Origin of the sequence: Knoellia locipacati (assembly GCF_007992835.1) — a bacterium.
In the GTDB taxonomy this organism is placed as follows: Bacteria; Actinomycetota; Actinomycetes; order Actinomycetales; family Dermatophilaceae; genus Knoellia; species Knoellia locipacati.
The window spans coordinates 100,808-119,591 of sequence record NZ_BKBA01000002.1 but is presented as its reverse complement, the minus strand read 5'-3'; the positions used below and the strand labels follow the sequence as shown (position 1 = coordinate 119,591).

The 18,784-nt window shown below is 71.9% G+C and carries 19 protein-coding genes and 2 tRNA genes; 14 read left to right on the top strand and 7 right to left on the bottom strand.

Annotated elements, in window-relative coordinates:
• Nucleotides 1-5: 5 nt before the first annotated feature.
• Together KLO01_RS01010 and KLO01_RS01005 are read left to right on the top strand one after the other, a co-directional pair.
• Nucleotides 6-1,115, top strand: a complete 1,110-nt coding sequence (locus KLO01_RS01010; protein ID WP_246135985.1) for an MBL fold metallo-hydrolase — start codon at nucleotides 6-8, stop codon at nucleotides 1,113-1,115.
• Nucleotides 1,116-1,251: 136 nt separating this feature from the next.
• Nucleotides 1,252-2,538: a DUF2786 domain-containing protein gene (locus tag KLO01_RS01005; protein WP_147061686.1), complete on the top strand. Its 1,287-nt coding sequence runs from the start codon at nucleotides 1,252-1,254 to the stop codon at nucleotides 2,536-2,538.
• Between the two features lie 46 nt (nucleotides 2,539-2,584).
• On the opposite strand, the gene KLO01_RS01000 is transcribed toward KLO01_RS01005, so the two are convergent.
• Genes KLO01_RS01000 through KLO01_RS00990 form a run of 3 tightly spaced genes read right to left on the bottom strand, consistent with a single transcriptional unit; the run spans nucleotide 2,585 to nucleotide 3,913 of the window.
• A complete protein-coding gene (locus KLO01_RS01000) occupies nucleotides 2,585-3,142 on the bottom strand; it encodes a hypothetical protein (protein ID WP_246135984.1) in 558 nt (185 codons plus the stop codon).
• A 4-nt stretch (nucleotides 3,143-3,146) separates the two neighbouring features.
• Nucleotides 3,147-3,398, bottom strand: coding sequence for a hypothetical protein (locus KLO01_RS00995; protein ID WP_147061685.1), 252 nt, complete (start codon nucleotides 3,396-3,398; stop codon nucleotides 3,147-3,149).
• 53 nt (nucleotides 3,399-3,451) lie between these two features.
• Nucleotides 3,452-3,913, bottom strand: a complete 462-nt coding sequence (locus KLO01_RS00990) for a YdeI/OmpD-associated family protein (protein WP_147061684.1) — start codon at nucleotides 3,911-3,913, stop codon at nucleotides 3,452-3,454.
• Between the two features lie 372 nt (nucleotides 3,914-4,285).
• On the opposite strand from KLO01_RS00990, the gene cimA reads away from it, so the two are divergent.
• Together cimA and arfB are read left to right on the top strand one after the other, a co-directional pair.
• A complete protein-coding gene (gene cimA, locus KLO01_RS00985) occupies nucleotides 4,286-5,911 on the top strand; it encodes a citramalate synthase (protein WP_147061683.1) in 1,626 nt (541 codons plus the stop codon).
• Nucleotides 5,912-5,933: 22 nt separating this feature from the next.
• Nucleotides 5,934-6,386, top strand: a complete 453-nt coding sequence (arfB, locus tag KLO01_RS00980) for an alternative ribosome rescue aminoacyl-tRNA hydrolase ArfB (protein ID WP_147061790.1) — start codon at nucleotides 5,934-5,936, stop codon at nucleotides 6,384-6,386.
• Between the two features lie 19 nt (nucleotides 6,387-6,405).
• Here arfB and KLO01_RS00975 read toward each other — a convergent pair whose 3' ends face one another.
• Together KLO01_RS00975 and KLO01_RS00970 are read right to left on the bottom strand one after the other, a co-directional pair.
• The gene (locus tag KLO01_RS00975; protein WP_147061682.1) at nucleotides 6,406-8,313 is read right to left on the bottom strand and encodes an N-acetylmuramoyl-L-alanine amidase; all 1,908 of its coding nucleotides are present in this window, start codon (nucleotides 8,311-8,313) and stop codon (nucleotides 6,406-6,408) included.
• A gap of 108 nt (nucleotides 8,314-8,421) precedes the next feature.
• Nucleotides 8,422-9,309 (bottom strand): 3-methyladenine DNA glycosylase, encoded by an 888-nt coding sequence (locus KLO01_RS00970; RefSeq protein WP_147061681.1) that lies wholly within the window; start codon nucleotides 9,307-9,309, stop codon nucleotides 8,422-8,424.
• A gap of 117 nt (nucleotides 9,310-9,426) precedes the next feature.
• Between KLO01_RS00970 and KLO01_RS00965 the strand changes: the two genes are divergently transcribed.
• The 5 genes from KLO01_RS00965 to KLO01_RS00945 all read left to right on the top strand — a co-directional run bounded on the left by KLO01_RS00965 (nucleotide 9,427) and on the right by KLO01_RS00945 (nucleotide 13,380).
• Nucleotides 9,427-10,263 carry an SGNH/GDSL hydrolase family protein gene (locus KLO01_RS00965; RefSeq protein ID WP_147061680.1) on the top strand — a complete coding sequence of 279 codons (837 nt, stop codon included), beginning with the start codon at nucleotides 9,427-9,429 and terminating at the stop codon, nucleotides 10,261-10,263.
• A gap of 72 nt (nucleotides 10,264-10,335) precedes the next feature.
• Nucleotides 10,336-10,776, top strand: coding sequence for a globin domain-containing protein (locus KLO01_RS00960; RefSeq protein WP_147061679.1), 441 nt, complete (start codon nucleotides 10,336-10,338; stop codon nucleotides 10,774-10,776).
• Nucleotides 10,777-10,785: 9 nt separating this feature from the next.
• Nucleotides 10,786-11,559 carry a fumarylacetoacetate hydrolase family protein gene (locus KLO01_RS00955; protein WP_147061678.1) on the top strand — a complete coding sequence of 258 codons (774 nt, stop codon included), beginning with the start codon at nucleotides 10,786-10,788 and terminating at the stop codon, nucleotides 11,557-11,559.
• 167 nt (nucleotides 11,560-11,726) lie between these two features.
• Nucleotides 11,727-12,074, top strand: a complete 348-nt coding sequence (locus KLO01_RS00950) for a YciI family protein (protein WP_147061677.1) — start codon at nucleotides 11,727-11,729, stop codon at nucleotides 12,072-12,074.
• Between the two features lie 43 nt (nucleotides 12,075-12,117).
• Complete coding sequence (locus tag KLO01_RS00945; RefSeq protein WP_147061676.1) at nucleotides 12,118-13,380, top strand: RNA polymerase sigma factor; 1,263 nt, start codon at nucleotides 12,118-12,120, stop codon at nucleotides 13,378-13,380.
• Here KLO01_RS00945 and KLO01_RS00940 read toward each other — a convergent pair.
• Nucleotides 13,364-13,576 carry a dodecin gene (locus KLO01_RS00940; protein WP_147061675.1) on the bottom strand — a complete coding sequence of 71 codons (213 nt, stop codon included), beginning with the start codon at nucleotides 13,574-13,576 and terminating at the stop codon, nucleotides 13,364-13,366. The two genes, KLO01_RS00945 and KLO01_RS00940, sit on opposite strands and share 17 nt — an antisense overlap.
• Nucleotides 13,577-13,795: 219 nt before the next feature.
• Here KLO01_RS00940 and gltX point away from each other — a divergent pair, with 219 nt between their 5' ends.
• The 3 genes from gltX to KLO01_RS00925 all read left to right on the top strand — a co-directional run bounded on the left by gltX (nucleotide 13,796) and on the right by KLO01_RS00925 (nucleotide 15,595).
• On the top strand, nucleotides 13,796-15,235 hold the full coding sequence (gltX, locus tag KLO01_RS00935) for a glutamate--tRNA ligase (protein WP_371860187.1): 1,440 nt from the start codon (nucleotides 13,796-13,798) through the stop codon (nucleotides 15,233-15,235).
• A gap of 117 nt (nucleotides 15,236-15,352) precedes the next feature.
• Nucleotides 15,353-15,424: transfer RNA gene (locus KLO01_RS00930), tRNA-Gln, on the top strand.
• Nucleotides 15,425-15,522: 98 nt separating this feature from the next.
• Nucleotides 15,523-15,595 (top strand) — tRNA-Glu (locus KLO01_RS00925).
• A gap of 172 nt (nucleotides 15,596-15,767) precedes the next feature.
• Here the strand turns inward: KLO01_RS00925 and KLO01_RS00920 are convergent.
• Nucleotides 15,768-16,511: an IclR family transcriptional regulator gene (locus KLO01_RS00920; protein ID WP_147061673.1), complete on the bottom strand. Its 744-nt coding sequence runs from the start codon at nucleotides 16,509-16,511 to the stop codon at nucleotides 15,768-15,770.
• A gap of 133 nt (nucleotides 16,512-16,644) precedes the next feature.
• Between KLO01_RS00920 and leuC the strand changes: the two genes are divergently transcribed.
• Nucleotides 16,645-18,078 (top strand): 3-isopropylmalate dehydratase large subunit, encoded by a 1,434-nt coding sequence (gene leuC, locus KLO01_RS00915; RefSeq protein ID WP_147061672.1) that lies wholly within the window; start codon nucleotides 16,645-16,647, stop codon nucleotides 18,076-18,078.
• Between the two features lies 1 nt (nucleotide 18,079).
• Nucleotides 18,080-18,667, top strand: a complete 588-nt coding sequence (gene leuD / locus KLO01_RS00910) for a 3-isopropylmalate dehydratase small subunit (RefSeq protein ID WP_147061671.1) — start codon at nucleotides 18,080-18,082, stop codon at nucleotides 18,665-18,667.
• Nucleotides 18,668-18,784: the final 117 nt, after the last annotated feature.

The window sequence follows — 18,784 nt, the reverse complement described above, 5'->3', positions numbered from 1 at the left end:
GAGCGGTGAGAATCCCCGGACTGGCAGTGGCAGCAGGTGGCGTCGGCCTCGCGGCGTGGCTCGTGAAGGCGGGGCGCCCGATCCCCGAGGCCATGGGCGGACGCGCGACCGGTGCCCGTGCGGCCCGGATGGCCGAGTCGCCGGAGTGGTCCAACGGCCGCTTCCACAACCAGCAGCTGCGCTTCGAACCCTCGTCGCGCTCGCTCGCCGGCAGCGTCAAGGAGCTCGTCGCCGGACGCCAGGAGCGCCACCCGGTCGGTGACGTGCCCCTCGTGCGCGAGCCGCTCGGCTCCCTGCCAGAGGGCACCCACGTGTCCTGGCTCGGTCACTCGACCGTGCTCGTCCAGGTCGACGGGGCCGTGGTGCTTCTCGACCCGGTGTGGAGCGACCGGTGCTCGCCCTCGCAGCAGGTCGGGCCGCGCCGCCTCCACCCGGTGCCGGTCGCCCTGCGCGACCTGCCCCCGGTCGACGCCGTCGTCATCTCGCACGACCACTACGACCACCTCGACATGGACTCGGTCAAGGAGCTCGCCGACCTGCGTCCCGAGACGCGCTTCGTCGTCCCGCTCGGCGTCGGTGCCCACCTCGAGAAGTGGGGCGTCGCGGCCGACCGCATCGACGAGCTCGACTGGCACGAGGACACCAAGGTCGCCGGGGTGCGGCTCGTGGCGACGCCGGCCCAGCACTTCTCGGGCCGCGGGCTCTCCCGCGACGGCACGCTGTGGGCCTCGTGGGTCCTCGAGGGCGAGCACGGCAAGGTCTTCTACTCGGGTGACACCGGCTACTTCATCGGGTTCGCACAGATCGGCGAGCGCTACGGGCCGTTCGACCTCGCGCTCGTGCAGGTCGGTGCCTACGACGACGGCTGGCCGACGATCCACATGACGCCCGAGCACGGTGTCGAGGCGGCGCTCGACGTCGGCGCACAGGTCATGGTGCCGGTGCACTGGGGCACCTTCAACCTCGCGTTCCACCCGTGGAGCGAGCCGATCGAGCGTGTCCTCGCCGAGGCCGAGCGACGCGGGGTCACGGTCGTCGTCCCGCGACCCGGCGAGCGCATCGACGTCGCCGACCTCCCGGCCGAGCCCACGCACTGGTGGCGCTCGGTCACCTGAGGGTCCTGACCGGCGGGGCCCGTCGTCCACAGGGCGTCGATCCCGTATGCCGTCGTCCACAGGTCTGCGCCTGCGCCCGGACCGTCGTCGTGTGGCGATGCGATGCTGGACGTCCACGAGGACCAGCGGGGGAGACATGCACAGCAGCACCGAGTCGGACCTGGTCGCGCTCGCGGTCCGTGCCTTGGGCGCCCGGCGGGCCCGCGCCTTCGACGACGTCGTCGTCGCCCTGGCGCAGCGGTGCGACACCGCCGAGGGCGCCCGGGCGGTGGGCGGCGCGGTGGTCGAGTCGTTGCGCGCGGCCACGACGGGGGCCTGGGAGCGGGGCTGGCAGCCCGCCGACGTGCACCGCATGGCGGTGCGAGGGCTCGGTGCCGACGAGCAGGTCGTCGTCCTCGACGTCATGGCCGACGAGCTCGACCGCTATGCCTCGACGACCGTCGACCCCCAGTGGTGGTCGCAGCTCGAGACGCTCCAGGGCGCGGTGTGGTGGCCGCGCTCCCAGACCTGGCTCGACGCCCGACGACGCCGGGGCGCGGACTGGCTCACCCTGCTGACGCAGGCGCTGACGGTCCTGCACCTCCTCCAGACCCTGCCGGGGATCGAGCGGCTCTCGCCGCTGCCGGGCACGGCGACCGCGGCACCGCAGGCTGCTGCCGGAGGCGCAGGGCGCGCCGGGTCGGCGCCGGCCCACGTGGACTCGCGCATCCTCGAGCGGGTCCGGATGCTGCTCGCCAAGGCCGAGTCGACGACCTTCGCCGCCGAGGCCGAGACGTTCACCGCGGGCGCCCAGGCACTCATGGCCCGGCACAGCATCGACCTCGCCCTGCTCTCCGCGCGCGAGCCCGACGCGGGGGAGGGGCCACGGGGTCGGCGGATCGGGATCGAGACCCCCTACGACGGCCCCAAGGCGTCGCTGCTCACGGCCGTCGCGACCGCGAACCACTGCCGCATGGTCTGGACCCGCGCCCTGGGCTTCGGCACCGTCGTGGGCTTCGAGGGCGACCTCGAGTCGGTCGAGCTGCTCTTCACGTCCCTGCTCGTCCAGGCCAACACCCGGATGCTGGCCGAGGGCTCACGCGAGGACCACCGCGGCCGCAGTCGCACCCGGGCCTTCCGCTCGTCGTTCCTCACTGCCTACGCGCACCGGATCGGTGAGCGCCTGCGCGAGGTCATGGACGCCGAGACTGATGCTGCCGTGTCGGCGGCCGGGCCCCAGGGGCAGGCCCTCGTCCCGCTCCTCGCCGCCCGCACCGAGGAGGTCGAGGCCACGGTGGGCGAGTGGTTCCCGTCGGTCCGGACAAAGTCCACGGGCTCGGTCCGCGACGCCGAGGGCTGGCACGTCGGTCGCGCCGCCGCCGACCGCGCGAGCCTCGACGGCGCCGGGGCCCGGGCCGGGCTGGGCCGTCGCCGCCGAGGCTGAGCCTGCTGTCAGTCCCCGGCGGTCCTGCGCCGCGTCACTCCGGCGGTCACTCCTCGGCGGGCAGCCCGGTGTCGCGCACGAGGTAGACCCACGGGAAGGCCCGCGACCCCAGGACCCAGTCGTCCTTCTCCCACCGGGTGAGCGAACCCGACCAGAGCACCCGCTTGTGCTCCCACTGGTGCGGGGTGCGGACCATGCGGTGGCGGAGCATGCCCACCCCGATCGTGTGCCAGCCCAGTCGCCCGGCGAGCTCGAGCTCGGCCATCTCGTCGAAGGCCGTGACCGGACCCAGCCACCGCTCCTCCGGCTCGAGCTCGTCGTCACCGCCGCGACCGCCGAACCGCTGCTGCACGGCCTGGCGGCTCATGCCGAGCACGGCGCCGATTGCGGCCCAGCTGTGACCGTCGGCGCGGGCGGTGCCCACGGCCTGCGACAGCAGGTCCCGCACGGCCGCCTCGGCGGACGCCGTGTGCTCGACGAGGACGAGCGGGTCCCTGCTGGGGGCCGTCGAGAGGATCGCCGACCCGACCGCCTCGACGAGGTCGCGGTGGACCGCGCCGGACTCGCTGGTCGGGTGCGTGGACGGGCCGTCCGACGTCGTCACGCGCTCAGCGCCCGTCGCGGCTCGGCAGCCACGCGTCGTCACCGAGCTCGTCCTCGGTGCCCTTGCGGAAGGTCGCCGACCCCAGGAGGTAGGCGCCCAGGATCATGAGGGCGATGCAGGCGCCGAGGAAGAAGCCCTTGTCGAACCCGTCGCGGCCCCGGGACAGCATGAGGGCGACGAGACCACCGAGCACGCAGAGCATGCCGGTCGAGAGTGAGGTCTTCCTGCGGGGGCGGATGTCCGGGCGTCGGGTCATGGTGTCAACGATAGGTTGACGAAGTCTGGACGTCAACCCTGAGTTGACACGCCTCAGCGGGTGCGGCCCTCGCGCACCATCTCGACGGTCTTCGCGATGCGGTCGAGTCGGGTCTGCTCGCGCTTGGCCTCGCCCACCCACCGCACGTACTCCTTGCGGTGGGTGTAGGCCATCGACTCGAAGGCCCGAGCCGCCGCGGGATCGCGGGCGAGGGCCTCGGCGAGGTCGCCGGGCACCTCGACCGTCCGCGGACCCGTCTCCGCGGCGATGCTGAACGTCACGGTGTCGCCGATCTCGACCCCGGCCTCGGCGCGCGCCGCCTTGCTCAACCCGACGAGCGACTCGCCGCCCATCCGGGCAAGCCGGAGGTGGAGCGTGGTGTCACCGACCGTCACGGTCACGGGGAAGGTCTTCGCCCCGTCGCCCATCGCCGCCACCTGGTCGTCGGTGAACACCAGCGCGCCCGCGGGGCCTCGCGGCTCGAGGACGGCGGTGAGGTGCAACGTCTCTCCCATGGGAGCCGAGCGTAGCGACGCGAGGGGTGCGGACGGCATACCTCGCTCGAAGCGGAGTGGACCCGAGCGGGCGCCCGCGATGTGGACAGACCTTCCCGCATGCCGGGCGCGCGTGCCACGCTCTCCTCGTGACTCCCATGTCCGTGGCCACCGCCACCGTCATTATCGACTAGCGCGACGAACGTCACCGTTCGTCGCGCAGACCTCCCACACCCGGGGGGTCTTTTTGTTTGGTCGACGACGGTGCGCCGCAGTCGCCAGGCAGAGGGTCCGGCCGCCACACCCCGGCTGCTGGACGGCAACGCTGGTTCGAGGGCGACACTTAGAGCACTGCGACAACCACGGCACGAGACCGATCGAGGCGAGACACGAATGAGCGACCTGCACGTCTACGACACCACCCTGCGCGATGGTGCCCAGCAGGAGGGGCTCAACCTCTCCGTGGCGGACAAGCTCACCATCGCGTCCCACCTCGACGAGCTCGGCGTGGGCTTCATCGAAGGTGGCTGGCCCGGGGCGAACCCGAAGGACACCGAGTTCTTCGCCCGGGCCGCCACCGAACTCGAGCTCAAGAACGCCACGCTGGCGGCGTTCGGCGCCACCCGGCGCGCGGGAGGCTCCGCCGCCACCGACCCGCTGGTGCGGGCGCTGCTCGACAGCCGGGCACCGGTCGTCACCCTCGTCGCGAAGTCCCACGTGGGGCACGTCGAGCGCGCCCTGCGCACGACCAAGGCCGAGAACCTCGAGATGATCCGCGACACCGTGACCTTCCTTCGCGGTGAGGGGAGGCGCGTCTTCGTCGACGCGGAGCACTTCTTCGACGGGTATGCCGTCGACCGCGCCTACGCGCTCGAGGCCCTCCGCGCCGTCTTCGAGTCCGGGGGCGAGGTGGCGGCCCTGTGCGACACCAACGGCGGCATGCTCCCCGGCCAGGTCTGGGACGTCGTCACCGATGTCGCCCAGAGCCTCGGCCTCACCGGGCTCGACGCGGGAGCGAGCGGCGACGCCCGGCTGGGGATCCACTGCCACAACGACACAGGTTGCGCCGTCGCCAACTCGATGGCGGCCGTCGACGCCGGCGCGACGCACGTGCAGGGCACCATCAACGGCTACGGCGAGCGCACCGGCAACGCCAACCTCGTCACGGTCGTCGCCAACCTCCAGCTCAAGGTCGGCCAGCAGGTCCTGGAGCCGCACCGGCTCCAGGAGTCGACGCGGATCAGCCACGCCATCAGCGAGATCACCAACGTGCCGGCCTACAGCCGCCAGCCCTACACGGGGGCGAGCGCGTTCGCGCACAAGGCCGGGCTGCACGCGAGCGCGATCAAGGTCGACCCCGACCTCTACCAGCACCTCGACCCCAAGCACGTCGGCAACGACATGCGGATGCTCATCTCCGACATGGCCGGCCGCGCGTCGATCGAGCTCAAGGCCCGCGAGCTCGGCCTCGACCTCGACCCGCTGAGGGACGAGGACAGCGCACTCGTGCAGCGGGTGCTCGCGACCGTGAAGGACCTCGAGCTGCGCGGCTACACCTTCGACGCCGCGGACGCGAGCTTCGAGCTGCTCCTGCGCCGGGAGATCGACGGCGCGCTGCCGCCGTTCTTCGAGGTCGAGTCGTGGCGGGTCATCACCGACAGCCAGTCCGACGGCGGCGCCCTGTCGGAGGCGACGGTCAAGCTCACCGCCGGGGGCAAGCGGGTCCTGCGCACCGGCGAGGGCAACGGTCCCGTCAACGCGCTCGACCACGCACTGCGGCTCGCACTCGCCACGGCCTACCCCGAGATCGAGCACCTCGAGCTCATCGACTACCGCGTCCGCATCCTCGACGCGGCGCACGGCACCGACGCCGTGACCCGGGTGCTCATCGAGACGAGCGACGGCGAGACGACCTGGGAGACCATCGGTGTCGCCGCGAACATCCTCGAGGCGAGCTGGATGGCGCTCGTCGAGAGCGTCACCTACGGCCTGCTGCGCGCCGGAGTGCCCGCCCGCTGACCACCCTGCGACCATGGCTGGCATGAACGGTCCGGGCAACCTCGTGGTGCGGCCCGGTCCCGGTCTGCCCGGCGGCCTCGTGCTCGATGCGTCCGAGCTCGTCGAGCGGTTCAGCCGCGCGTCGGGCCCCGGTGGTCAGGGAGTCAACACGACCGACAGCCGGGTCGAGCTTGTCTTCGACCCGGCAGCGTCGACGTCGCTCACGCCGACGCAGGCGGGCAGGGTGGTCGAGGTGCTGGGGTCCAGCCTGGTGCAGGGGCGGATCGTCGTCGTCGCCTCCGAGCACAGGTCCCAGCTGCGCAACCGGGCCGCCGCCCGCGAACGGCTCGTCGCGATCCTGCGCGAGGCACTGGCCCCGGCGCCGCCGTCACGTCGACCCACGCGACCGACGAGGGGCTCGCAGCGGCGCAGGCTCGACGCCAAGAAGCGCCGCGGCGACCTCAAGTCCGGTCGGGGCCGGGTGACCCCCGACTGACGACGAGCGGCGAGCCCCGTCACCGCCCGGAGAGCACCCTCACGTCCTCGGCCTTGACGTAGCCGAAGCGGTGCCCGACCCAGACCTGGAAGTACTCCTGCTGCCCTCTGACGACGGTCTTGTCGCCGGGGAGCGAGTTGTCGAACGACTTCGCGTGGTAGTAGTCGGTCGGGACCGTCCTGTCGGCGACGACGTAGCGCTGACCCGGCTGGAGCGTGAGCACCGACCCGTCGGGCGCGGTGACGGTGGGCTGCCCCTGGTTCGGCACCGGCGTGCCGGCATACGCCGACGCCTCGGGGTAGGCGCGCGCATAGACCGGGACGGACTGGCGCACCGGTTCGACGACCTCACCCTGGGACGGGACAAGGGTGGACTTCTTGCCCGTCGGGCTCTTGACCCACCCGGTGGAGCCGTCCCACCAGACCTTCACCCAGTCGCCCTGGCGTCCGGCGACGGAGAACTTGTGACCGGCGACTGCGCGGGCGTCGCGGTCGGAGACCAGGTCGGTGGACCCCCACACGAGAGGCGCCGAGTCGCTCGGGGCGGTGCGGACGTCGACGTAGTTGGTGCCGAACGACGGGCAGGCCCGGCCCGGCTGCGTCTCGGTCGCGAAGCAGCCGGTGAGCGTCCGGGCGTTGTCGGTGAAGCCGGGCTTGACCGTGAACACCTGGCTGGGGCCGCTGCGCCGGTCGGGCTTGATGGGGGCGCCGAGCAGGGCCATGTAGTGCTCCCAGTCCCAGTAGGGCCCCGGGTCCCACTTGTAGTTGCTCGACATGAACTCCTCGTGGCCGACGACGTGGGCGCGGTCGAGCGGGATGCCCTTCTGCGTGGCGAGGTAGGACACCAGCTGGGCCGAGGAACGGTAGAGCGCCTCGGTGTACCACGTGCCGGGCTCGCCGGCCTTGCCCTCGTGCTCGACACCGATGGAGTGCATGTTGAGGTACCAGTTGCCCGCATGGGCGGCGACGTTGCGGGTGGCGACGTGCTGGTCGACGTGTCCGTCCTTGGACCGCACGGTGTAGTGCCACGACACGAACCGGTTCGGCTCGGCCTCGCCCTTGATGAGCCTGGTGCAGACGTCGTAGGTGCACTCGGTGTTGTGCACGACGAGGTAGTCGATCGACAGGTCCTTCTCGCGGTCGGCGAGGTCGTAGTTGACGTACTGCGTGACGGCGGGTCCGGTGCGGCGGTACTGCGCCTCGACGACGTCGCAGTCGATCGTCGAGGGGCACTCGAGCTCCTGGACTCCGGGCCGGAGGACGCGGTCGCCCGCCACGGCTGCGGTGTCGAGCGTCGCGCCCGGGTCCGCAGCCAGCGTCACGGCGTCGCCGAGGTCGTTGGTCTCGGTGGCACCGGCCCGGATCACGTCGAACACGAGGCCGGCGTAGTTCAGGGCCTCCTGTCGGTCGGCGGTGCCGGCATACCTCGCGACCGCCTTGCTCCACCCGGCCGGACCCTGCGCCGTCGTGCCGGGCTGGTACGACGCCAGCACGGCAGCCGCCCCGCAGATGTTGGCGACGGGGTCGGTGCGCAGCCGCTCGGCCGACAGCCCGGTCCGCTGACCCGCGACGACCAGCGTGCCCGCACGACTGGGCAGCCCGGTGGCGGCGTCGCCCTTGTCCGGCGCGGACACCGGGGCCACGGGCCTGTCGGTCAGGTGCATGACGCCGTACCCGCCGGACACGCTGGGCTGCCCGGCGTGGTGGCTCCAGCGGCCGCCCATGTAGCCGACCGCGAGCAGCACGTCCTCGGGGACCCCGCTGACCTGCGCGGCCCGTGCGAAGACGGCCTGAGTGTCGTCCGGACCCTCGAGGCAGCTGCCCCAGTCCGTGGCCGACGCCGTCGACGTGCTGCTGAGCGTGAGTCCGGCCGCAGCCAGCATCGCAGCCAGCGCCCCCGCCCCGAACCGTGAGAACCTGCGAGCCATCGTCGCGACCTTCCAGCAAGGTCCCGGGGGAGTCCCGGGCGATGGGACTATCCAACGCTGTCGGCCCTCTGCGCGTCAATGGTTGACGCGACAGACGACGCGGCCTGCTCAGTGCACCTCGGTGCCCAGCACCTCGAGGATCCGGTGGCGCAGCACGTTGGACCGTTCCGCGAACGCCCGCTGCCGCGCGACGTATGCCGTCCTGCCGGCCACCGTCTCGATCGGCACCGGCTCGACGCCGTAGTCCGAGAGGTCGTAGGGGGAGGCCTGCATGTCGAGCAGCCGGATCTCGCGGGCGAGGTCGAAGCAGTCCATCGTCAGCTCGCTCGGGACGAGCGGCGACAGCTTCGTGGCCCACTTGTAGGTGTCCATGCCGGCGTGCAGGCACCCGGGCTGCTCGAGCTCGACCTGCGACTCGCGCGTGGGCTGGATCGCGTTGCGGGACAAGGCGTCCGGGGTGAAGAAGCGGAACGCGTCGAAGTGGCTGCAGGTGATCTGGTGCCGCTCCACGACCTCGTCGGTCGCGCTCTGGCCCAGGCGCAGCGGCACCTGCTGGTGGCGCACGTCGCCCTCACCGGCGCGGTAGACCATGGCCCACTCGTGCAGCCCGAAGCAGCCGAGCCGTGCCGGCCGGGAGGCGGTCGCCGAGAGCAGGCGGCGGATGAACTCGACGGCTCGTCCGCGCGCGGCGACGAAGGCCGCCACGTCGAGCTCGACGGCGTCGCCGACGACGCGGTAGTGCTTCCACGTGGCGCGCTCCAGAGCGGCGGCGCCCTCGAGACGCACACCGGGGCCGGGGTGCCAGCGACGCAGCTGGGACGGTGTGGTGCCGTAGTACGAGAAGAGGAAGTCCTCGACGGGGTGCGCCTCGCCCCGGCCGCGCCGCGACCGGTGGGCCGCCGTCGCCGCGTCGACCCGCGTCGCGTGCGACCCCTCGAGCGCCGTCCACGTCGGGCGGTCGAGCGTGGTGGTGTCGGGGACCGTCTCGGTTCTCATGGCCCGTCAAGCGTAGGTGACCCCGCCCTGCCCTCCTTCCCGTCACAGGAGCCCCGGCTGTGCGACGATCCCGGGAGGTCTGCACCGTCGCGGGCCACGAGCCCCTGGAGCCAGCCCATGCGTCGACTGCTCACCCTCGTCATCGCCTGCCTCGCCGTCCTCGTGACGCCCGCAGCCGCGTCCGCGAAGCCGGACCCGAGTGCGGGCCGGGCCACCAGCTGGTACCTCGCCCTCGGCGACTCCCTGGCCGCCGGCTACCAGCCCGGCGTCGGAGACGACCGGACCGGCGGCTACGTCGGTGGCGTGCTGTCGGCGCTGCAGGAGAGCGCGCCCAAGGCCAAGCTTCGCAACCTCTCGTGCTCCGGAGCGACGACGACGTCGATGCTCGGCGTGGACCGCTGCACCTACGAGCAGGGCTCGCAGGTCGACGCGGCCGTGGCCTTTCTCGCGGCGCACAAGACCAAGGTCGACCTCGTGACGATCGACATCGGCGCCAACGACGTGACCCCGTGCGCCCGGGGGACCGTCGACGTCGCGTGCGCCATCGGTGCGGTCGGCACCGTCGAGCGCAACCTCACGACGATCCTGGGGCGGCTGCGCGCGGCCACCGGCCCCCAGACGCAGATCGTCGTCCTCAACTACTACAACCCCTTCCTCGCCGCCTGGCTCACCGGTCCGGCCGGCCAGCAGGTCGCCGCGCTCACGACCCAGCTGCAGGCCATGCTCAACGGCGCCGTCGCGAGGTCCGCGACCTCCGCCGACGCCGACGTCGCCGACGTGGCCACGGCGTTCCGGTCGACGAACACGACACCGGTGGCCACGGCATACGGGACCATCCCGACGAACGTCGCGACGATCTGTGCGTGGACGTGGATGTGCAGCCGCAACGACATCCACGCGAACGACACGGGGTATGCCGTCCTCGCGGACGTCGTCGCGGGTCGCCTCGACTGAGGCGCCGCGCCGACCTGCCCGGATCACCTCGATCCGGGCGGGTCGCGGGGACGTCGGTGCTTCACTGAGGGGATGACGACGTCGACCTACGAGGCCGCCGGGGGAGCCGACGGCATGCTCGCGCTGGCCGAGGCGTGGCACCGCAGGGTCCTCGCAGACCCGGTGGTGTCGCACGCGTTCTCGCACGGCTTCCGGGAGGACCACACCGAGCGCCTCGCCGCCTACCTCGGCGAGGCGCTCGGCGGCCCCCGGACCTACACCGCGTCGATGGGCACGGAGTCGGAGGTGGTGCGCATGCACTCGGGCAACGGGGTGCACGAGGAGATGGACGCGCTGGCGCTCGCCGCGTGGGACGGGGCCCTCGCCGACTGCGGGCTCGACCGCGACGTCGAGCTCGCGAGGACCCTGCACGACTACTTCGCCGACGGCATCCGGCGCATGGCGCAGCACCACGACACCCCGGACACGGTGCCGGACGGACTGGCGCTCGAACGCTGGCCCCGGCCCAACTAGGGTGGGCCCGTGCGCATCGCGAGATTCACGACAGGTGAGGACCCGGCATACGGGCTGGTCGACGGGGCAGGCGAGAAGATCGCCGAGATCACGGGTGACCCGCTCTACCAGCGGATCGAGCTCACGGGAGCGACCCACCTCGTCGAGGACGTGCGCCTCCTCGCGCCGGTCATCCCGCGGAGCAAGGTCATCGGCATCGGCAAGAACTACGCCGACCACGCCAAGGAGATGGGCGGCGAGGCGCCGACGACCCCGCTGATGTTCCTCATCCCCAACACCGCCGTCGTCGGCCCGGGGGACCCCGTCGTCATCCCCGCGGTCACCGAGGAGGTCAGCTACGAGGGCGAGCTCGCCGTCATCATCGGTCGCATGGCCAAGGACGTCGCGGTCGAGCAGGCCCTCTCCACGGTCTTCGGCTACACCGTCGCCAACGACGTCACCGCGCGTGACCTCCAGCGCAGCGACGGTCAGTGGGCCCGTGCCAAGGGGATGGACACGTTCTGCCCGCTCGGCCCGTGGATCGAGACCGACCTCGACCCGACCGCCTGCCGGATCCGCACCACGCTCGACGGCGAGGTCGTCCAGGACGGCCCGACGTCCGACATGGTCCACGGCGTCGCCGAGCTCATCGCCTTCGCGTCGCAGGCGTTCACCCTGCTCCCGGGTGACGTCATCCTCACCGGGACGCCCGCCGGTGTCGGCCAGGTCGTCGCCGGGCAGCGCGTCGAGGTCGAGGTCGACCAGATCGGCACCCTGAGCAACCCCTTCGTCAGCGCCGGCTGAGCCGCGCCCCGCGCGCGAGTGGCGCGCGCCGCAGCACGCGACGACGGACGGATGGAAAAAGTTCGTCGGCGGTGTCGTATCCGCGTCGCCCCGTTCGTGGAGAGGATGAGACGACGCCACAGGGCACCACACCGAAGGCCCCGTCGCTCGCAGCAAGGAGAACTCCCATGACCCAGTACATGCTCTCTGTCCCCGGCAACGTCGACGACCCGATGCCGAGCGACGACGTCATGCAGCAGATGTTCAAGGACGTCGAGGCGTTCAACGAGACCGTCCGTGCCGCCGGCAAGTGGGTCTTCGCCGGCGGGCTCGAGCCGATCACCACGGCCACGACGGTCGACGCCACGGGTGAGTCCCCGACCGTCACGGACGGGCCGTACTCCGAGGCCAAGGAGTTCCTCGGGGGGTTCTGGATCATCGAGGCAGCCGACCTCGACGAGGCGCTCACGTGGGCCAAGCAGGGCTCGGCCGCGTGCGGTGGCCGGGTCGAGGTCCGTCCGTTCTCCCCGGCCTGACCCGGGCCCCCGGAGCTCGCGTGGCCCTCACGCAGGCACCCTCGTGACCGGGCCGGCACTCGAGGCCGCTCTCGGTGCGGACGCCGTCGCCGACGTCGTCCGCACCGAGTACGGCCGCGTCGTGGCCGGACTGATCCGTCGCTTCGGTGACATCGGGCTGGCCGAGGACGCCTTGGGCGACGCCCTCGTCGTCGCCCTCGAACGGTGGCCGCGCGACGGCGTCCCGCCCAACCCCGCCGGGTGGCTCACGACGACGGCGACCCGCAAGGCGCTGGACCACCTGCGCCGCGAGAAGGTCCGCGACGAGAAGTACGCCGAGGCGACCATGCTCACCGACGACACACCCCCGGAGCCCACCGGACCCGTCACGGACGACCGGCTGCGGCTCATCTTCACGTGCTGCCACCCTGCCCTCGCGGAGCCGGCCAGGGTCGCCCTCACCCTGCGGCTGCTGGGCGGCCTCACCGTCGGCGAGATCGCCAGCGCGTTCCTCGTGCCCGAGACGACGATGGCGCAGCGCATCACCCGGGCCAAGGCCAAGATCGCCAAGGCCCGCATCCCCTACCGCGTCCCCGAGCAGGACGACCTCGCGGAGCGGCTCGACGGGGTGCTCGCGGTGCTCTACCTCATCTACAACGAGGGCTACCTCAGCTCGGGCGCCGACACCGCCGACCGACCCGACCTCGCAGCGGAGGCTATCCGGCTCACCCGCGCCGTGCGCAGCCTGGCCCGCGGCATCGGCTCGCCTCCCGAGGTCGACGGCCTGCTGGCGCTCATGCTGCTCGGTTCGGCACGGCGCCCGGCGCGCATCGGCCCGGACGGCTCGCTCGTCACCCTCGACGAGCAGGACCGCGCCCTGTGGGACGCCGGGCTCATCGACGAGGGGCACGCGCTCGTGAGGGAGTGCCTGCGGCGGGGCCGTCCCGGTCCCTACCAGCTGCAGGCCGCGATCCAGGCCGTGCACACCGACGCGCTCGACGTCTCGCTCACCGACTGGAGCCAGGTCGTGGCGCTCTACGACCAGCTGCTGGCCCTCGCGCCGACACCCGTCGTCGCACTCAACCGGGCCGTCGCCGTGGCAGAGCTCGACGGGCCCCAGGTCGCCCTGGCCGTCGTCGACGGACTGGGGCTCACGGCATACGCACCGTGGCACGCGACCCGCGCGGACCTCCTGCGCCGTCTGGGACGCGCGGACGACGCGAGCCGCGCGTATGCCGCCGCGATCGCGACCACGGACAACCCCGCCGAGCGCGCGTGGCTGGGTCGGCGGCGCGAGACGCTGGGCGGGCCTACTTCTCCACCCTGAAGCCCAGCTTGATGCCGACCTGCCAGTCGGCGACCGCGCCGTCGTCCCCGAGGTGGCCGCGGATCTGGGTCACCTCGAACCAGTCGAGGTTGCGGATCGTGCTGCCGGCCGAGGCGATGGCGTTGTCGACGGCCGCCTCCACGCCCTCGGGGGAGCTGCCGACGAGCTCCGAGATCGCGTACACGTGGTTGGCCATGAGGTGCCTCCGGACGTCGTGCCGGACGCCGGTCGCCCGGTCCTCCCGCCAACGTAGACCCGTCGGCGGGGCGTGGGGAGACCTCGCGCGGACGTCGCGCGCGCGGGGTGTCCCTAGAATCGGGGCACCATGAGCGAACAGCCCTCCACCTCAGCCCGCACCCCCCGCCTCCGCGTCGCGCCGTCGCCCACGGGCGACCCGCACGTCGGCACGGCATACATGTCGTTGTTCAACCTCGCGTTCGCGCGGCAGCAGAGCGGGCGCTTCCTCCTGCGGATCGAGGACACCGACCGCGCCCGCTTCCGCGCCGACAGCGAGCAGCAGGTCTACGACACCCTGCACTGGCTGGGGCTCACCTGGGACGAAGGCCCGGACCTCGGTGGCCCGTACGCGCCGTACCGCCAGAGCGAGCGGCTCGACACCTACCGTCCCTACGTCGAGCGGCTGCTCGAGGAGGGCAAGGCCTACCACTGCTGGTGCACCGGCGAGCGCCTCGCGCAGATGCGCGAGATGCAGCAGAAGACCAAGCAGCCCACCGGCTACGACCGCCTCTGCCACGGCAAGACGCGCGAGGAGCGCGCCGAGCTGCCCGGCTTCAGCGAGACGCCCGTCGTGCGGATGTTCATCCCGCAGGACGTGCCGCTGACCTTCGAGGACCTCATCCGCGGCACCGTGTCGGCGCCCCGCCCCGACGACCAGGTGATCCTCAAGGCCGACGGCTTCCCGACCTACCACCTCGCCGTCGTCGTCGACGACCACGAGATGGGCATCACCCACGTCGTGCGTGGCGAGGAGTGGATCAGCTCCACGCCCAAGCACGTCCTCCTCTACCAGTGGCTCGGGCTCGAGCCGCCGAAGTTCGCGCACATGCCGCTGCTGCGCAACGCCGACAAGTCCAAGATCTCCAAGCGCAAGAACCCGGCCGCCCGGCTCACGTGGTTCCGCGAGGAGGGCTACCTGCCCGAGGCCCTCGTGAACTTCCTCGCGCTGCTGGCCTACCCGCCGGTGACCGAGGCCGACGGCACCGAGCGCGAGGTCTTCACCTTCCGCGAGTTCAGCGACGGCTTCGACTGGAAGAAGGTCAACCCCGTCGGCCCGATCTTCGACCTCAAGAAGCTCGACTGGCTCAACGGCGTCTACATCCGCGAGCTCGAGCTGGGGAACTTCACCTCGCGGCTGCTGCCGTTCCTCGAGCGCGACGAGGTGCTCTCGGGCAACCCGTCCCTCGGCGAGCTCGGCCGCCTCAAGGCCGTCGCCGAGCTCATCCAGACCCGCATCTCGCACCTCACCGAGGCGTCGGCTCTCGTCCGCCCGTTCTTCGTCGCCGACGACGCCCTCGAGATCGCCGAGGACGCACGCGGCCAGCTCAAGGAGGACGCCGGCCAGGTGCTCGACGCGGCGCTGTCCGCCCTCGGCGACATCGACGACGCCGGCGAGGGGGTGCTCGGCACTGACAGCGGCTGGAACGCCCCCGCCATCGAGGCCGCCCTGCGCGAGGCGGTCGTCGACGGGCTCGGGATCAAGCCGAAGTTCGCCTTCGGTCCGCTGCGCACCGCGGTGTCGGGAGCACGGATCAGCCCGCCGCTCTTCGAGTCCATGGAGATCCTCGGCAAGACGTCGACGCTGGCCCGCCTACGGTCGCTGCGCGACTCGCTCTGAGGCCTCGCGACCACGGCACGACCCGCGATTTGGGCGCGGGGGAGCGGACCCGGTAGTATCGCTCCTCGGTTCACCGGTGCAGATGGTCTTCGGACCGGAGCGCCAGTGATACCCCCTTGGGGTATGGTGTAATTGGCAACACTACGGTTTCTGGTACCGTCATTCTAGGTTCGAGTCCTGGTACCCCAGCTTGGTCAATGTCCTTGTGGCACAGGCCGATTCGGAAGATTCACCGTTCTGCGGTAGTCTTCCACCCGCTGTCCGGCTCGTCCGGCAGCACCAGCTAGGGCCCCGTTGTGTAGCGGCCTAGCACGCCGCCCTCTCAAGGCGGTAGCGCGGGTTCGAATCCCGTCGGGGCTACCGGAGAGAAGTCCCCGTCACCTCCAGGTGACGGGGACTTCGTCGTCTCGCGGCCGGCATACCCACTGCGTACGCAACAGGACGGCACACGACTGCGTCCGCAACCGTGGTCAGGAAAGCGACCACGGTTGCGGACGCAAGCCGTCGTATGCCGTGTGCCCACCCTCGCGGGTCAGGCCGAGTGCTGCTCCTCGGCCGTCTTGGCGTGACGCGCCAGGACCTCGGTGAGCTTGTTCGCGCCGGCGATGACGGTGGACGCGTGCAGCCGACCGGGCTGGCGGGAGAGCCGCTCGATCGGGCCCGAGATCGACACGGCGGCGATGACGCGACCGGAGGGGGAGCGGACCGGGGCCGAGACCGAGGCGACGCCGGGCTCGCGCTCGCCGACGCTCTGGGACCAGCCGCGGCGCCGGACGCCCGAGAGCGTCGTGGCGTTGAAGGCGGCGCCCTGCAGGCCACGGTGGAGGCGGTCGGGCTCCTCCCAGGCGAGGAGTACCTGGGCGGCCGACCCGGCGAGCATCGTCAGGCTGGCACCGATCGGGATGGAGTCGCGCAGGCCCACCGGGCGCTCGGCCGCGGAGACGCAGATGCGGTGCTCGCCCTGCCGGCGGAAGAGCTGCGCGCTCTCGTTGGTGTGGTCGCGCAGCGCGCCGAGCACCGGGCCGGCGGCGGCCAGGAGGCGGTCCTCGCCGGCGGCGGCGGCCAGCTCGCCGAGTCGCGGGCCGAGGACGAACCGTCCCTGCATGTCGCGGCCGACGAGGCGGTGGTGCTCGAGGGCGACCGCGAGGCGGTGTGCCGTCGGGCGGGCCAGGCCGGTGGCCGTGACGAGCTGCGCAAGGGTGGATGGGCCCGCTTCGAGAGCGCTCAGAACGATGGCGGCCTTGTCGAGAACGCCGACCCCACTGGTGTTGTCCATGTCTTGATACTGCCGTCCCAAGCGGTGAGACGCAAGTTCCCTGCTCGGAGCGTCGTGCGAGTCTCGGTCAGAGCGGCGTCGCCCACGACCTGGACGGGCGGTGCCCAAGAACCGTTTCGTGGAGGTGTTGGCCGTGGGCAAGACCCTGGCAGAGAAGGTGTGGGACGCACACGTGGTGCGTCGGGGCGAAGGGGAGCCGGACCTGCTCTACATCGACCTCCACCTCCTCCACGAGGTGACGAGCCCCCAGGCCTTCGACGGACTGCGTCTCGCCCAGCGCCCCGTCCGGCGCACCGACCTCACGCTGGCGACCGAGGACCACAACGTCCCCACGACGCCCGGTCCGATCTCGGACCCGATCAGCCTCACCCAGGTCGAGACGCTGCGCCGCAACTGCGAGGAGTTCGGCATCAAGCTCTATCCGATGGGCGACGCCGAGCAGGGCATCGTCCACGTCGTCGGCCCCCAGCTCGGGCTGACCCAGCCGGGCATGACGGTCGTCTGCGGGGACAGCCACACGTCAACCCACGGCGCGTTCGGCGCCCTGGCCTTCGGCATCGGCACGAGCGAGGTCGAGCACGTCCTCGCCACCCAGACGCTGCCGCTCAAGCCGTTCCGCACCATGGCCGTCACGGTCGAGGGCGAGCTGCCCGCCGGCGTGACCTCCAAGGACATCGTCCTCGCGGTGATCGCCAAGATCGGCACCGGCGGCGGGCAGGGCTACGTCCTCGAGTACCGCGGTAGCGCCATCCGGTCGCTGTCGATGGAGGCGCGGATGACCGTCTGCAACATGTCGATCGAGGCCGGGGCCCGCGCCGGCATGATCGCGCCCGACGAGACGACCTTCGCCTACCTCGAGGGCCGCGACCACGCGCCCCGTGGTGAGGACTGGGACGCCGCGGTCGCCGCCTGGCGCGAGCTGCGCACCGACGACGACGCCGAGTTCGACGCCGAGGTCGTGCTCGACGCGGCCTCGCTCACTCCCTTCGTCACCTGGGGCACCAACCCGGGCCAGGGTGCTCCGCTCGGCGACTCCGTGCCCGACCCCGCGCAGATGGAGGACTCCGAGCGCCAGGCCGCGGAGCGCGCCCTCGAGTACATGGGTCTCGTCGCCGGCACGCCCCTGCGCGCCATCCCGGTGGACACCGTCTTCGTCGGGTCGTGCACCAACGGCCGGATCGAGGACCTGCGTGCCGCCGCCGACGTCGTCAAGGGACGCCGGGTGGCCGACGGCGTCCGCATGCTCGTCGTCCCCGGCTCCGCCCGCGTCCGGCTCCAGGCCGAGGCCGAGGGCCTCGACGCCGTCTTCACCGAGGCGGGCGCCGAGTGGCGCCTCCCGGGCTGTTCGATGTGTTTGGCGATGAACCCCGACAAGCTCGCACCGGGGGAGCGCAGCGCGTCGACGTCCAACCGCAACTTCGAGGGGCGCCAGGGCAAGGGTGGCCGCACCCACCTCGTCAGCCCGCTCGTCGCCGCCGCGACCGCCGTGCGCGGCACCCTCTCCAGCCCGTCCGACCTCCAGCCGCTCTCGGCTGCGACCGCCGGCCACGCCACCCAGGAGGCCTGACATGGAAGCCTTCACCACCCACACCGGCATCGGCGTCCCGCTGCGCCGCAGCAACGTCGACACCGACCAGATCATCCCCGCGGAGTACCTCAAGCGGGTGACGAAGTCCGGCTTCGAGGACGGCCTCTTCGCGGCCTGGCGGGGCGACGAGACCTTCGTCCTCAACGACCCGACGTATGCCGCGGGCTCGGTCCTCGTCGCTGGTCCCGACTTCGGGACAGGCAGCTCACGCGAGCACGCCGTCTGGGCGCTCATGAACTACGGCTTCCGCGTCGTCATCTCCTCACGGTTCGCCGACATCTTCCGCGGCAACAGCAGCAAGGCCGGTCTGCTTGCGGCCCAGTGCAGCCAGGACGACGTCGAGCTGCTCTGGAAGCTCCTCGAGAACGAGCCCGGGACGTCGGTGACCGTCGACCTCGAGTCGCGCACCGTCACCGCCGGTGACCTCACGGCACCGTTCCAGGTCGACGACTACGCGCGGTGGCGGCTGCTCGAGGGCCTCGACGACATCTCGCTGACGCTGCGTCACGAAGGTGACGTCACGGCATACGAGAAGACGCGTCCGAGCTGGAAGCCCGTCACCCTCTGACGGTTCGGCGTGCGACACGCCGTGTGGGAGTGGGCAGTTCACGCTCGTCGGCGATCCGTGCGGCTGTGACTGGTGTGACGGATGTGACTCGCCTGGCGACGGTCGCTCTTGCCTGCT